Source organism: Paenibacillus sp. FSL R10-2748 (genome assembly GCF_038005565.1).
In the GTDB taxonomy this organism is placed as follows: Bacteria; Bacillota; Bacilli; order Paenibacillales; family Paenibacillaceae; genus Paenibacillus; species Paenibacillus polymyxa_B.
Genome location: NZ_JBBOTK010000004.1, coordinates 106875 through 121466, shown reverse-complemented (window position 1 = coordinate 121466; position 14592 = coordinate 106875). Strand labels below are relative to the sequence as shown.

General features: G+C 47.1%; 12 protein-coding genes. 1 reads left to right on the top strand and 11 read right to left on the bottom strand.

Features of this window, described 5'->3' with window-relative positions; translation table 11 throughout:
• Positions 1-12 precede the first annotated feature (12 nt).
• From NSS66_RS13605 to NSS66_RS13565, 9 genes are all read right to left on the bottom strand, one after another.
• Positions 13-702 carry a hypothetical protein gene (locus NSS66_RS13605; protein ID WP_028542472.1) on the bottom strand — a complete coding sequence of 230 codons (690 nt, stop codon included), beginning with the start codon at positions 700-702 and terminating at the stop codon, positions 13-15.
• Positions 699-2018, bottom strand: a complete 1320-nt coding sequence (locus tag NSS66_RS13600) for a normocyte-binding protein (RefSeq protein WP_340959122.1) — start codon at positions 2016-2018, stop codon at positions 699-701. Before NSS66_RS13600 ends, NSS66_RS13605 begins: the two co-directional genes overlap by 4 nt.
• 46 nt (positions 2019-2064) lie before the next feature.
• A complete protein-coding gene (locus NSS66_RS13595) occupies positions 2065-3942 on the bottom strand; it encodes a PP2C family protein-serine/threonine phosphatase (protein WP_340959121.1) in 1878 nt (625 codons plus the stop codon).
• A gap of 22 nt (positions 3943-3964) precedes the next feature.
• Positions 3965-4795: a PP2C family protein-serine/threonine phosphatase gene (locus NSS66_RS13590; protein WP_340959120.1), complete on the bottom strand. Its 831-nt coding sequence runs from the start codon at positions 4793-4795 to the stop codon at positions 3965-3967.
• Between the two features lie 35 nt (positions 4796-4830).
• Positions 4831-5361, bottom strand: a complete 531-nt coding sequence (locus NSS66_RS13585; protein WP_023989857.1) for an FHA domain-containing protein — start codon at positions 5359-5361, stop codon at positions 4831-4833.
• A gap of 67 nt (positions 5362-5428) precedes the next feature.
• Positions 5429-5977 carry an FHA domain-containing protein gene (locus NSS66_RS13580; protein ID WP_028542469.1) on the bottom strand — a complete coding sequence of 183 codons (549 nt, stop codon included), beginning with the start codon at positions 5975-5977 and terminating at the stop codon, positions 5429-5431.
• A gap of 32 nt (positions 5978-6009) precedes the next feature.
• The gene (locus tag NSS66_RS13575) at positions 6010-6459 is read right to left on the bottom strand and encodes a J domain-containing protein (protein WP_025720823.1); all 450 of its coding nucleotides are present in this window, start codon (positions 6457-6459) and stop codon (positions 6010-6012) included.
• 130 nt (positions 6460-6589) lie between these two features.
• Positions 6590-7015, bottom strand: a complete 426-nt coding sequence (locus NSS66_RS13570) for a hypothetical protein (protein ID WP_013311475.1) — start codon at positions 7013-7015, stop codon at positions 6590-6592.
• Positions 7016-7134: 119 nt separating this feature from the next.
• Entirely contained in the window at positions 7135-9303 is a 2169-nt protein-coding gene (locus NSS66_RS13565) for a hypothetical protein (protein WP_023989860.1), read from the bottom strand.
• Between the two features lie 638 nt (positions 9304-9941).
• Here NSS66_RS13565 and NSS66_RS13560 point away from each other — a divergent pair.
• Positions 9942-12029, top strand: a complete 2088-nt coding sequence (locus NSS66_RS13560) for a vWA domain-containing protein (RefSeq protein ID WP_233903761.1) — start codon at positions 9942-9944, stop codon at positions 12027-12029.
• Between the two features lie 42 nt (positions 12030-12071).
• Here NSS66_RS13560 and NSS66_RS13555 read toward each other — a convergent pair whose 3' ends face one another.
• Both NSS66_RS13555 and NSS66_RS13550 read right to left on the bottom strand, forming a co-directional pair.
• Positions 12072-12983 carry a serine/threonine protein kinase gene (locus NSS66_RS13555; protein WP_028542467.1) on the bottom strand — a complete coding sequence of 304 codons (912 nt, stop codon included), beginning with the start codon at positions 12981-12983 and terminating at the stop codon, positions 12072-12074.
• 177 nt (positions 12984-13160) lie between these two features.
• On the bottom strand, positions 13161-14414 hold the full coding sequence (locus tag NSS66_RS13550) for an L-lactate MFS transporter (protein ID WP_023989863.1): 1254 nt from the start codon (positions 14412-14414) through the stop codon (positions 13161-13163).
• Between the last annotated feature and the right edge of the window lie 178 nt (positions 14415-14592).

Sequence of the window (14592 nt, the reverse complement as noted above, 5' to 3'; positions counted from 1 at the left end):
AGCCATTTAGCCTTAATAGAGGGCGATAGCGTCTATTTTCATCGTAGGATCTTCCTCTAAAATGCCGAAATGACTTGTCCAATACAATTCCGTCGTAAAACGTGCCGGAAGAAACAAATCCAGAATCAAATCCACTTTAATCCGTGACAACGGTGTCTCCTCTTGGCCGATATAGATGAGCAGTTCGTCTTTTTCCTCACAATTGGTGTAAATGATTGAGCGATGAAAGACGCGCCGCATCGTTTCTTTTAGCAGATGTACGGCTTCTCCCGTCTCATACAGGCGCAGCAGTCCTTCAGCAATCGCGTCCTGATCCTCACGGTTTAATTGTCCAAAGCCTTCCTTTACCTTCGGGCCAAAAATGCCCTCTGCAATATCACGCCGAACAAACCGGATATGGTACTCCCGCCGATTCATCCCTTGATACAAGTCCATTTCCGCCAGAAAATGCATCATAATATCAAATAGCGATTCTCTCAGCTCCAGATACTCTTCAGCATCCGGTGGAAACAGATCCCGAAAAATAGAATAAAAGCGGTAGTACGGATTTATTTCCACTACCTGCTCCAAATGGGAAGTATTCAACTCTGCCAGACTAAGCTCCATATACGGAGAGTAGCTGACAGCGGGTACGAAGCGGAATTTATCTACATCCAGCCCCTGTTCCCTCGCGCGCATGAGCAAATCCCAGACGTAATTCACACCCATTCTCCTTCACACTTGTACTCCGGAAAATACATCTGCACTTCCGATACCAGAAAGCTCATTAAATCGGATAAAATATAAGCAGGCGCGGTGGGCAAAACATCGTCAGAACCACGCCTAAACCCCAAACGCATGATCTGCTTGCCTTCCTCTGTCCGTACGTTATCGCTGACAAACGGATTTAATGGATACGTCTGGGTTTTGGTTAACAGGTTGCTTACATCATTTCTCCCTGCACCTCCCCAGATGTCCACACGTTCCAGCTCCAGCCCCTGCGCTGCTTCAAACGAGTTTACGATGCGCATGATTTCCGCTTTGGCACGGACAATCACGGCCTGTTTTCCTGCATAGCGGCCCAAAAAGCTGTCCTGTCGCCGATTGGACAATAACGGATAAGTCTGACGACTAAGTCTCGTTGTAACAGGCTTCGTAACCTTCAACACATTCCATTCGCCAGACTTATCACGTGGTGTGACAATCGTCAGTTCCTCTTCTGTACGCTTGATATACCGGATATCACCTTCAGTCCCGTCAATCAAATAACCATGCTCAGGACCTGTTTTTCGCAAAGGCAGCACATGCTCATAATTCACACGATCCATAGCGGGTATAGGAAAACCGCTGTTCTTTAGAGATAGCCTTTCAATGTTCCAAAGAGGAAAAACGTCGCCCTTCTTAAAAACATCGAATTCCTCCAATGAAATTGTAATTTCATGAATTTCTTCATGGGCAGCCGGCTCGCCGTCTCCACCAATCAATACACAGTCCACAAACTTATAAGCATATGGGTGATTAATTGTTTTCCACGGCATGCCATTTTGCATAAAGGTATGATATAACTGCTCAATCTCCAAAATATAAGAACGGTTATGCTCCAGACGAAAACGAATCGGATAATTGCCGGTTTCCGTGACCAACACTCCTGAGAAAATTCGCTTGCTGCGCACCAGCGCTGAGATTCGTTCGGTCTCCATCTCAAGAAAAAGCGTAAACAGCGGCATCGCACCGCCTTCGCGTACCACCTCTGCCACACGGCTGATGTCCATCTGCTTTTCCTCCGTATCAGACGGTAACACAGGATATAAAAATTCATGAATCGGGTCATAGTCCTCACGCGATGTCAATGACACGTACACATCAATCTTTTCTTCCGTATTCTCAATTTCCTCAAATACCCGCCGTTCTAGCTGGCGGGTCATTTCTTCCTGATATTCGACGAGGTTCATAAATACCCCCGCCATCATATTTTTCAGTAAACGTCTCTGCTCTAAATCGTCCATCTTGCTCAAACGGTCCTGTACCAGCTCTTTCACGACGTCTCACTCCTTTCCGGCTCCAGCTTCATTGAACATGAAAAACTTAACTTCCGTTCGCAGCAGCCCGATCTTGCTTCTCTGAATCAGACGCCCCTGCTGCTTTAGAAGCGGAATCAGCAGTTCCTTGCTCTTTGTTGGTATCCACCTTGGCCGAAGGGGCAGTTCCATCGCCTGTACCCATGCTCTTTGCAGCCGAAGAGGCTTCCTTCTTCGCAGGTGTAGTTCCCGCTGAAGCCGTTGGCGCAGCCTTCGTTTGCGATTCTGCAGCAGGGATTGCAGCAGCGGAAGATGAAGCTCCACCCGCTGCGTCCCCTGCGTCCGTGTCGTTCAACGCTCCGTCAGACAATCCCAATGCAGCAGGAAGCTGACCGTTTTTCTGCTGCTCCGCGCTCTGCTTTTCCTCCGCCTTGGCAATGCTCCGCTCCAATGCCAGAACACTTTCGAGCTTATCAATCTCCTGATAAATCTCCTGTGCCCCGCTATAGGCATCAATGGCTCCTTCATAATCGAGATCCTTCATCATCCGATCCCCTTTGGCCTGAAGTTTGCCAGCTTGAATCTCCTTGAGCTGCTGCTGAATAGCAGTCAATTTATCGTTGGTCTCGGTAATTTTCTTCTCCAGTTCTTTTTGCGCGGACGTATAACCGGATTCCATCGCAGCCTTGTTTGCTTTCTTGTACAACTTAAGCGCATTCGTGTAATCGCCGCCCTGAAATTTTAAATCTCCGTCCTTCATCCAGCTCGCCGTCTCAGCATAGCTGTCCAATTGGTCGATTTTATGCTCAATATCCTTCACATTAAATGGTGGATATAGCCCGGCACTTTTCCGTGCTTTAGCGTAGCTGGCTTCAGCTTTGGTAAAGTCCGCCTTTTCCACATAGCCATCTCCATCAACCATTAATTGAGACAGTTTCTGCTCTGCAGTATACAGTCGCTTGTGAATCTTATCGTTAATTTTAACCGCCGCGTTTTTCGCTTCGCTGTAAGACTTAAGCGCCTTCGCATAATCTCCTGTCCTTGCATAATCGTCTGCGGCTTGGGCTGATTCGATCATCGTTTCCAGCGCAGCTGCCTTATTCGCAGCCATACGAGCCAGCGTAATCCATGCTCCCCCGCCCACAACAATAAAGACAAGCAACGCAATCAAAATCCGTTTGATCAGCTTACGGCGGTTTTTAGGCTTTTCCTGAAAAACTTTATTTACATAAATGGCCGCTGCCGTGTAATTATTCACCGTCCGGTGCTGTTTGCTTAGCAGAACCTCTTCCAATGTGTCCGTCAGCATGACCGGGTCCTTCGCTTCCTCCAGCGCCCCCAGCATTTCCGCCAGCTCGACGTCCTCCCACATCCCTGACGTAGCGAGCAGGATTACATCTCCATCTGCAAGCTGCGTCTTTTTGGCGTAATGGGCATGAACTCCATTGGGATTTCCCAAGTATTCCAGCAGATTGCCTCGTTCCTCATGTGTGCTGGTCGCTTCGTCTGGAATGCGTCCATCATCTGCCAATGACTGAGCCAGGCTATGATCCTTACTGCGAAAATTAAGCCTTCCATTGCGAAAATGATATAGTCGCACATTACCGCACGAAACATACACCATTTTGTTGTAGTTGGTCACTACCATCAGCAGACTGGCTTTGAGCCGAACACGACGGCTTTCAAATTGCAGCCATTCCTGCGCTTCACGCAGATCTCTCATCAAGCGCCGTTTGGACATGGAAGGCTTCTCCATGAAGTTTTCCAGCACCGTTTTGACAACCATTTCTGCGCTGCGCAGCTCCTGATCCGAATCCAGACCGTCTGCGAGGACATAACAGGCCATGTCGTCCGTCTCCATGAATGCAAAATAGTCCCGGTTGTCTATGTAAGAGCCCGCTTCCGACACAAAGGCGGTACTAAAATCGCTGTTGTCCTTGCGCATCGCTACCCCCGTCTTTCTTGTTTCATCCTATCGCCAAAATAAGTACTGTAGCATTATCCTGACTTTTAAAGCCTTTATCATTAATGGCGTCGATCATGGCATCCGCTGTTTCCTGTGGTGTTCCACCCTTGCGCATAATCTCTTCCAGTTCAATCTCCGTCAGCGCCTCCTGAATGCCATCGCTGCACAGCAGCACATGATCGCCCGAATACAGACGAATCGGTGCCCTACCCAGCTCCATGCTCTCAAAGCCCTCATAGCCCAAGTAGTTGACCAGTTGATTACGCACTGGACTCGTTTTGGCTTCCTCCGAGGTCATTTGTCCAGCAAGCACTCGTTCCTCCAGCAGTGTTTCCGCTGTATGCTTGGAATTGACTGTTTGGAAATGACCATTGCGGTAAATCGTAATCAGGCTGTCGCCCACCGCTCCGTAATACAGCTGATAGCCGCACACAATGACCGCAGCCAGCGTCGTTCCTCCGCCCTGTCCATTCAAATTTTGCAAAATGCCGCGATTGCTTTGAGTTGCCGCCTTTGCAAAATATCCGTTCAAATTCGTTGCATCTTCCAGCTTGGCAAACGCCTTCGTAAAAGTCGTCACAGCCAAGGTACTGGACATACGTCCATTGGCCAGTCCGCTAATACCGTCTGCGACAACAGCCAGCGTACCGACAGGTGTCGTCATACTGGAGAAATAATCATCCTGCTCGCTCCGGCTCCCGATCGTTTGACCATTTCCGATCTCAATTCCACTCACGGTACGGCTGCCGGAAATTCGCGTCAGTCGTATACGGATCATGAGCAGAACAGCGAATAGTACCGCAGCTCCACTTACAACAAAATAAGGCTGCATATCGTTACCTCCCTGCACCATTGCCCAATTCCGTCCTAGTTTTCGTTATCCCACTCAAAATGGGCGCCACACAGCGGGATAAAGATAAATTTGCTGTGTCCCAGCTGAATCACGTCATAGGCAGCCAGCTCTGCTGGTGAATATACCGCTTCGTTATTGTGGTACGCCAAACCTGATGAATCGCCTGGCAGCAAATAAAAGTTACGTTTCTTCGGATCATACACAATGACCGCATGATTTCTACGGGAAATCGTGTTGTCCCCGATAATGCGGACATGCATTTCCTCTGCGCGCCCGATAAAGTTTTTCTCCGCCATAATGCGATAATCTTGACCCACTTGTGCTCCTTCGATGCATACCAGCCATCCAGTTACTGGATGAATGCCTACTGTCTCACCCAAATAAGGCATTGTTTTGTCGTTATCTCCTGCGACGTTTGTTTTCGCTGCTGCTGGCTCTACGCTCTTGGGTGCAGCTACATTTACTACCGTGTTGCAATATGGACACGTATTTCCGTGCTTTCGTGTACTGAACATGTGTCCGTTCGGGCATCTTGTCAAACTCATAGTCGGTTCCTTCCCCCATTGTCATGATTGTCTTTTCAGCGATCTAAGGATTTTGCAGCATCCTCATCTATTTAACGAGCAGTCTCGTATTGGCAATATATAATAAGTCACCTGAGTAAATCCGGTATGGCTCACCGCTTTCCAACTTCTTGGTTACACTTTCGTTGGCAGACCGCAAGCCTGTACCATTACCGGAATCCACATCCTCCACAAACCAGTCGCTGTTCACCCGGTTGAGTACCGCATGCTCCACACTTACCAGGGAGGCATAGTCTGTACCTACCAAATCAATATCCGCCTCTGAACGTGACGTTGTTTTACCGATTAAGAGCGACGTTTCGCCTTCGATATACCATTCTTTAATGGACTCGCCCTCTTCATCAATCAACACCAGCTTGGCAATCCGATGACGTTGTGCCTTTGGCTTGGCCACGGGTACAACGGACACCAGATTGCGCAATATGTATACAAGCACGCCGATTCCAATACCTATCGCGACCACGGTTTTCAAACCGCTGTAGCCTGTACGATTAAACACATAAAAGGCGATCGCCAGCATCAGCCCGAACATGGCAACATCTATGATGAAAACCCATCTGTTCTGCGCCGTTTTCACTGCTTGCTTCCCCCATTTCTATCCTGAAATCATCACTTTTTACGAATACCGAAAAATTGGTTAAACATCGCTGAGGTATCCGTCGGATCACCGGGTTTTTTCGTTTTTTTCCCTGGTGAGCCCTCCTTCGTTTTCGGATGAAAACCAAAAAATTGCTCAAAATCAGTACCTATATCAGCCGGATTGAATCCTTTGGCTGCCGTACGCGCACCGCCGGAGGATGCAGCCCCTCTGCCTCTCTCTCGCTGTTCCCCGCCAGCTCCCTCAGTTTTTCGGATGAGCTCGGCATCGTATGCCTGCCGCAATGCTTCGTCACGCAAGGTATTGTAAGCCTCGTGAATTAGCTTGAACTTGCGCGTTGCTTCCTCGCTTCCCTGGTTGGTATCAGGATGATACTTTTTGGCCAGTTTACGGTAAGCCTGCTTAATCTCTGCCTCCGAAGCATCCCGGCTGACACCGAGCAGCTCATAGTAGTTGGTCATTGTGTGATGTTCCCCTCTCCGAAAAAAATAAATATTAAGAGACCCGTAGGCCTCTTAATATTTATCCACCTTGCACTTGTGTGCCAGGTGAGTGTGTGTTTAAGCTGCACTTAACGTGAAGACGTTAAGCTTAAACCGGATATCCGCCGTCGATTGTAGCCAGCTCGGTTTTGTCTTTCTTTTGTTTGATGTAGAGTGTAAATGCACCTACACCTTCTGTGTCGCCGAAGTGCTCGTTGTAGTCTACAACGAAAGCATTCGGGAAGTGGATTTTACGCACAACTTGATCAGCTGCGATAACTTCCAGTGTTACTTTACGGTAGCTGTCTGCTTTTTCAGCAGGAACCAGAGACCACAGAGCCAGTTTCAGCGTGTCATCCGCGCTGTCACCGTCTACTGCTGTGATGATTTTGCCACTGATGCGCAGCGTGGAGCCTACGTCAGTGGAGCGTGCATTGGAATCGTCCGGTGTATCGGTGTCATAAATAACCGTTTGGATGTTATCCAAGCCCAGCTCGATTGTTTCTTGTCCTTCTACTTTCAATCTGAATCCCATGTGTGTTGCCTCCTTGAAATTAGGTAATATGATGGCGGGAGATGCAGAGCTTCTCCGCGATTTATGTATAAAGGCGGTTCTGGATAGAAACGCCTCTAACATCTTTCGTAGTGCTCGGATCATGATTTGACCGAGCTGGTTCCCTTAGTGATCATGACTTCCAGGTTTTTCACATTACCGTTGAAGACCAGATCGATATGGCACATATTGCTTTTCTCATCAATAATGAAGCTCATATCGTCTCCGTCCTGAATGATCGAGTTAACAGATCCTCTGCTGCTCAGCCACTTGCTCTTCTGACTGCTCGGATTGTTACTGAAGAAGCGGACGATATTTTCGTGTTTGAAGTCCCCTGTCTGGTAGCGCAAAATACGTTCAATGTACGTGCTGACCAGCGTCTTGTATATGGAGTCAAAACCGTCCTCGGACATCGCCATGCTTCTCGCCTTGTAGACGGTAATCCGGCGGATATCCTTATCCTGAATCTGAGCATTCTCCGACGAGAATACAAAGCCGAAGTTTTTACGGTTGATGGCATCCTTGATCGTGTTGGTGAAACCGGTGATTTCCTTGGCCATCGTCGTCACCGTGCGCAGACTGTTGTCTCCCGCTTCAATGTCGAAGCGTACGCCAGGGAAGTTCTTATTGACCGTTTTGAACGTCTCACGCAGGTATTCAGGACACTGATAGGAAGCGACCAAGCCGGCGGCAACATAGGCTGCACCCACATAAACGCCCTCGATCCACAGCTTGAGAATATCCTCTTTCTCCTTAGAGAGCTGTACACCGTCTTCGGTCTGTAGCATTTTGCTGTCGATAATGACACCCGATTTGTCCTTCGGAATAATCGTAAAGTTCGGTACACAAGGAATGGCAAATTCGCTATATTCTCTGCGAACGAGACTGGCACATTTATCGACATATTTGTCGATACCTGCTGTCGCCATACTGTTGAAAGTCGTTTCTTCACCGGATTCAAAGTTAAAGAACATTTGAATTTTGTAATCCTTCACGACTTGCAGCAGCATCGAGAGCGATTCCATAGAATTTCCGCCCTGCTTAACGACCTTCTCGTTACCCTTGAAGCGTTCACGTGAAACTTTTACCTTACCGGCTGCTTCCAGCTCGACGGATGGAACGATACCGAACCAGATCGTGTCGCTGAATTCATTCTTAGCATTCACAGTGTTCAGGTATGTTTCCAGGCGCGGGATATTGCTGCTTTTCACCAGCATGTCCAGCTTGTTGTTCGCCACCAGCATTGTCGGCAGCATGCCTTTGCTCTTCGTTGCATATTGATCGAAGAACATTTTGACACCGAGAATTTTCTCCACAAGCGGCTTAACCGCCTTTACGAAATCGTCCTTGGCATTTTTATAGAACTCCAGATACGTGTTGTAGTTTTGAACTTCAACCGCTGTATCCACCTTGGTCTGAACTGCCGGCAGTGGCACAAACGTGCGAACCACCAAATCCTTCACATAGTCAGAAGGCGTATCTGTGATGGAGTTATAATCCTCTTCGAATACTTGGGAGAGATCGCCAGTGCTGTTCTCATCCAATAACATCAGCTCAGTACTGTCGCTCTTCGGCGCTTCAATAATTTTCAGTTCGCCGCTTTCCCCAATGGAGAGCATACCCACCTGAATCAGCTCGCCGGAGTTTTCCTCTTGGGCGCCACCGAGCAGAAGGCGGGTTTTGATGTCCTCAATTGCCAGTGGGAGCATAGCCATAACGTTGTTATAGTTCTGACTCGCTTCCTCGAACATTCCATTCAGCTTGTCACCCATGTCGAGTTTCTTTGGATCGCCATCATCCAGCTTGTCGTATTCACCATACATATAGTGAATCTCTTTGCGGACTTGACGAATATCATCCATGACCTTTTTCGGTGAAATCATATCCAGCAGATTTTCAAATTTGAAATCTACATTTGTAATTCCTTGACTGCGCTTGGTATCGATGAGCGTAAACAACATTTTCAGAAAGTCATTACTTTGATTTACACGAATTTCAGAAATGCTATCCTCATCAATTCCCTCTGGCTTTTTAAGGGTGTAGACGACTTTTTGATTGGCCGCGTTAAAAAACGAATACACGGTTGGTGAAAACTTATCCAAAAATTCGTCAAAGCTGCGCACCAGAAGGTGCTGATTAATTTCCTTGATCTTTTCATCGCTCAAGCTGTCAATACCCTTCACATCACCTACAATGGTGATCAGGTCCAGCTTTTCCGGGTTAATCTCTTCAAAAAGCATTGTACGGTTGGTTTGATAAATGATTTCCATCGCTGTCGGCAAATGAATAAAGTATGAGTTATAGGTCCATTGCTCCATATACGAACACGGGATGTCCAATTTGAAACGGACGAATACTCATTTTTAGTTCTTTTGCCTCCTCCCCCCTACTTAACATTTAAATTCGTCAAAGGATTGAGCTTATACCACATTTACGGTACAGGCATGTAACCTCGAAAATCGGTCCGAAGCGTTATTCGGCTTTTAACGGCAAAGCATACAAATGAGATGTTTTTCAAATTCAAAAGTCAGATAACACAGAAATTTTAAATTTATGATTTCGTATTCCTAACTTCAATCCCAATTTTTGCCGTTGATACGAGAGCTATCATACAAAGTACCCTTCAGTTTTGTCAATTTCTGTAGTCTCAGATTGAAACAGGGCATTTTGACTCATTTTATGCGTGAATACGTAATTTTCATGATATGTTAGACCTGTTTCTTCAGGGAAATATTCACAAATGGAACCCAATTACCGATAGAAGTCCATTGGATATTTCTGATAAGCGTAAAAGAATCAAATTCATGGCTAATGTGAGGTTTATCAGCTGTTTTGATCCTTTATCCCTTATATCCCAAGGATTAGGAGAGTTGATCCCCCCATGTTGGTCTCGACGATGGAGGAGCTTATGTTCAGAATAAGGAAACTAGGGATTATTGTTTTCATGACTTTTGTACTATTTTTACAAATGGGCTTAAATGGGGGCATTTGCACTGTAAATCAGGCTAATGCAGCATCTTTGGGTGCTGTCCCGATCGAGGGTTATGATGCCGTTTTTGTATTGGATACCAGTTATTCCATGAGGGATACTGATCCTGAGGGCATTGCTGCCGAAGTCATCAATATGTTTATGGATTTGAGTGATGCAGACCGCACACGCGTAGGATTCGTTGCCTACAATCACAACGTGGTCGCCTCGAAACCACTGACTTCGATTGCCGTGGCAGCGCAAAAATCCCAAATCCAGCAGGATATCAGAACGCTAAACCGTTCCGGTTATACGGATTTGGGACTTGGGTTGCGCAAAGGCTCGGAGCTGCTAGCGGCAGGAGCATCCCAAGGGCGTCAGCCTTTTATGATTCTATTGTCAGATGGAGAGACTGATTTTGGTGCCTCCTCTGGTTCCCGATCTAAAGGTGACTCCAATAACGATGTGTCCTCTGTCATCAAATCTGCACAGACCAAGGGATATCCGGTGTACACGATTGGTCTGAACCATGATGGCACAGTGAACCGACAAGAACTCGAACGGATCGCTTCTCAAACGGGTGGAGCTTCTTTTATTACGAGTAGTGCCGAGGATCTGCCGGAAATTCTGAACCGGATTTTCGCCAGTCAAATTCGCTCCAAGCTCGTTCCAATTGCTGCAATTACGACCACTGGCGAGATGCAAGAATTAACTGTAACTCTACCTGATTCTAGTATGGAGGAAGCCAATCTGGTGCTTTTGTCGGAGCATCCCCTTCTGGAAACACAGCTATATTCCAATTCAGAAAATGTCCGCAGGTACAAGTCGAGCCGATATGCGATTTTAAAAATCGAGCATCCACAGGCAGGTAAAGTGAAGTTGAAACTACGGGGCATACGCGGGGATTTGGTAAAAATTAATTTACTTGGCAGCTATCGACTGGAAGCCGAAGCTACCATGGGAGGAAAGCAAGCAACGGCAACTCATGGCGACAAGCCTGTGCAGTTGCTGAAAGGTCAAGCCACACCGTTTCAAGCTCAGCTCCTGTTACCCGACAGTCAAAAGCTTACGGATGAAGCCGTATATACGTCTCTCCAAGCCCATATTATAGTTACTCCAAAGGGGGGCACAGCCAAAAAGGTGCCTATGACCTATAAGTCAGGAGCCTTCCATACCGAATATGCGTTCCCTCAAACCGGGGATTATACATGGCAGCTATCCCTGGATAGTCCGCAATGGTACCGTAAGGGAACTGTACATAAAGTTCACGCGGCCAATGCAGCGCCACAAGTCTTGAAAGACCTGACGATTCGCCTGGTAAAAGAAGACGGCGATTCCCGTCGAAGTTTATCGGATTTTATCATTGACCCGAATCATGACAAGCTGAACTATAAGCTGGATTCAGAAGCCTCTGGGGATGCGGTCCATGCTGAGATTAACGGTAATGATCTGCTGCTATCCGAGCTCCACACAGGTGACACTCAGCTAAAGATTACCGCTACCGATCCGGAAGGCGCATCCAGCAGCGCTACACTAACCGTTTCCGTACAATCCCGGTATACAGCCATTAAATGGACGGTAGCCATCAGTGTCGTGGTAGCCGCTTTTCTGTATTGGTTCTTGCGGCCGAAGCCGCAGTTTGCCGGAAGAATCGAAGGATATTTTCTCGCTACAGCAAGTGGACAGGAGATTCCGGTAAAATCTTGGCCGCTCACCTCCTTTCCGGGTCGTAAGGTCAGCTTACAGGAGTTGTTCCGTACGCTTGACGTTCACGAACCGTTGCCAGAAGCGGAACGGATTCTATTTTCCGCAGGCAAAAAAGGGAGCCTAATCGTGAAACATGATACACGCTGTGCCTTACAGCATGGAAAGATCAGATTAGCCCGCAACAAAAAAGCGGTCATGGAGTACAGCGACAAACTGTACATTACATTCGAGGATGGTGTGACTGAAATCGAGCTGCGATACAAAGCGATTAAACCGAATACTTCAGTGTACACCGACCATATCCAAGCTCCGACAGGATAATGTCCGTCACAACGTAAAAAAGAGAAGCACCGTCTCTTACGATTAACGAACCGTAAGAGTAGGGCGCTTCCCTTTTTTTATCCAATATTCCGCACGTAGTGCGGCTTTAAACCATCGAAGTGAGCGGCAACGCTTGTTAGCCTGTACCTCCAGACCACGCCGAATGACATACGGCAGCAGAGAAAGTCCCGCATTTTCAATCTGAATCCGCTCGGAATGATCTGCAAACAATCGGCCTGGCACATCTGGCGGAGGTGTTCCTTTTCGGCAATAATACAGCGTGGCGGCCAAACTATAGATATCCGATACAGGCCCCTGCTGCGAACGATTAGAGTAAAATTCCAGCGGAGAATAGCCCGCTGTGGTGAAGATCGGATGCTCTTTACCTTCAAAATGCACAGCCGAACCAAAATCAATCAGCTTGATCTTGCCATTTTCCCCAATCATAATGTTACCCGGCTTAATATCCCGATGAATAATTCCTTTGTCATGAATGTACTCCATGGCATCAATTAAAGGTAGCAGCGTATGGTACAAAAAAGTGGGATCATACGTTGGCACAGCCTCTTCTTTCATCATTCGATCCAGTGTCTTGCCTGCACAGTATTCCATGACCAGATAGGCAGTTCCATTTTCCTCAAAGTGATCTATATAACCGACAATTCCCGGATGACTTAACTCCTTCAACATTTGCCCTTCACGCAAAAAATAATGCATAAACTCCACGTATTTGGATTGCATAGAAGCACCGCAAGTGACCGTTTTTCGATCCATCCCCCGCAAAGCCAGTGCATTCGGAAAAAATTCCTTCACAATGACCTTTTCTCGGTTATCCAACAGCCTTGCCGTATACACGATGGCCAGCTCACTGCGGGACAAGGCGCTTCGAATTTGATATGTATTTCGCAGCTTCGTATTGCGGGCAAGCAGATTCCCGCTTGTGTCCACGATCATGACTCGTCCTCCTGTCAGGTTCTTAGCTTATGTCTTTTGTATATATCGGCTTATTACACATCTTTTTATTATACCGTAAAATAGATTATTGGAAAAACAAATAACCTGCCATAATCTCCCTTAGAGAAATGATGACAGGTCTTTTGGCATTCATCTGGTTCTTTTTTCTCAAATCGTTTAACCCAGTTTCGTTCCAGGCTTCATGCTGCGCACACTGTTGGTATTTTTCTTCCGTTCACTGCGCAGTTTGCCTTTGCCTTGTTCTGGAGTGCGAATGGTGAGGGCAATCAGGAACGATACGACACACAGCACAGCAATCGTGGTAAAGGTAGGGATGAATCCACCGAGCAAGGCTGCGATAAATGACCCCGCCAGCGCACCGAGGCCAAAGCCTTGATACACAATACCATAGTTTTTGCTTTGATTTTTCAGGCCGAAGAAATCAGCTACGATGGCAGGAAAGACTGTAATGTTGCCGCCGAAGCAAAAAGCAATTCCTGCTACACAGGCAAAGAATAAACCATAATTCAGCGGTACCAGACTCAGCACTGTGACTGCGACCGCCGTTGTCAGCAACGCACCCGCTACTACTTTCAGACGACCTACTTTATCCGATAGTGCACCCAGTATGATCCGGCCCGCCGTGTTGAAAATTGCGACCATAGCGACCGCATTAGCAGCTGTTGCTACATCTAGGCCGGCCATCCGTACGCCGATATCTTTGACTACCCCAATCAGGTAGAGACCACTCATACAAGCGGTAAAGAACATTACGAACAGCAGGTATGCCTGCTTGGTGCGCAGCATTTCTTTAACGGTGTAGTCCCGCTGTACAACCCCATTTTGTACCGAAGGCTTGTTCACGACTACAGCTTCTCTTACCAGGAAAGAACCACCCACAATCATGATCAGCACGATCATTCCCCAATATAAAAACGCTTGTGATACGCCAACGGACTGAATCAACGAACCATTAATATACTTGAATATAAGACTGCCTGTTCCATATGCCCCAACCGAAATACCGGAAATAAGTCCTTTTTTCTCAGGAAACCATTTAATCAGATTCGACAGTGATGTAATATATGCCGTTCCATCTGCAAAACCTACGACAATACCCGCCAAAATGTAAAGCAGGGACAGCGATGTTACCTGCGAACTGAGCATGAGCCCTGCTCCTAACACGACACCTGCACACAAAATCAAACGACGTAGTCCCCATTTATCCTGTAGTTTGCCTGCGAATAATGTAGCAAACGCCAGTGCAAAACTGGTAATTGAAAATGTAATGGCAACCGAACTGAGGTTCCAGCCAAAGCGGTCCACCAACGGTTGATTAAATAAACTCCATGTGTAAATGGTTCCTAATCCCATCTGGACAATTATCGTTCCAAGCACGACAAGCCAACGATTTCCGCTGTTTGTTTTCATATAAATCTCCTCTTTTCATTCCGGCTCTACAGCGTCAGTTTGTTATCATGATAACCGGGAATCCAGTACGCTTTGCGCCTGTGGAGGAGCAAGTCTGTAAGGATTCTCTCTACATGGATTATTATAACCCTGCATGTTAGCCAGAAATCGTTTGAGGAATGAAATGCACATATAGCGG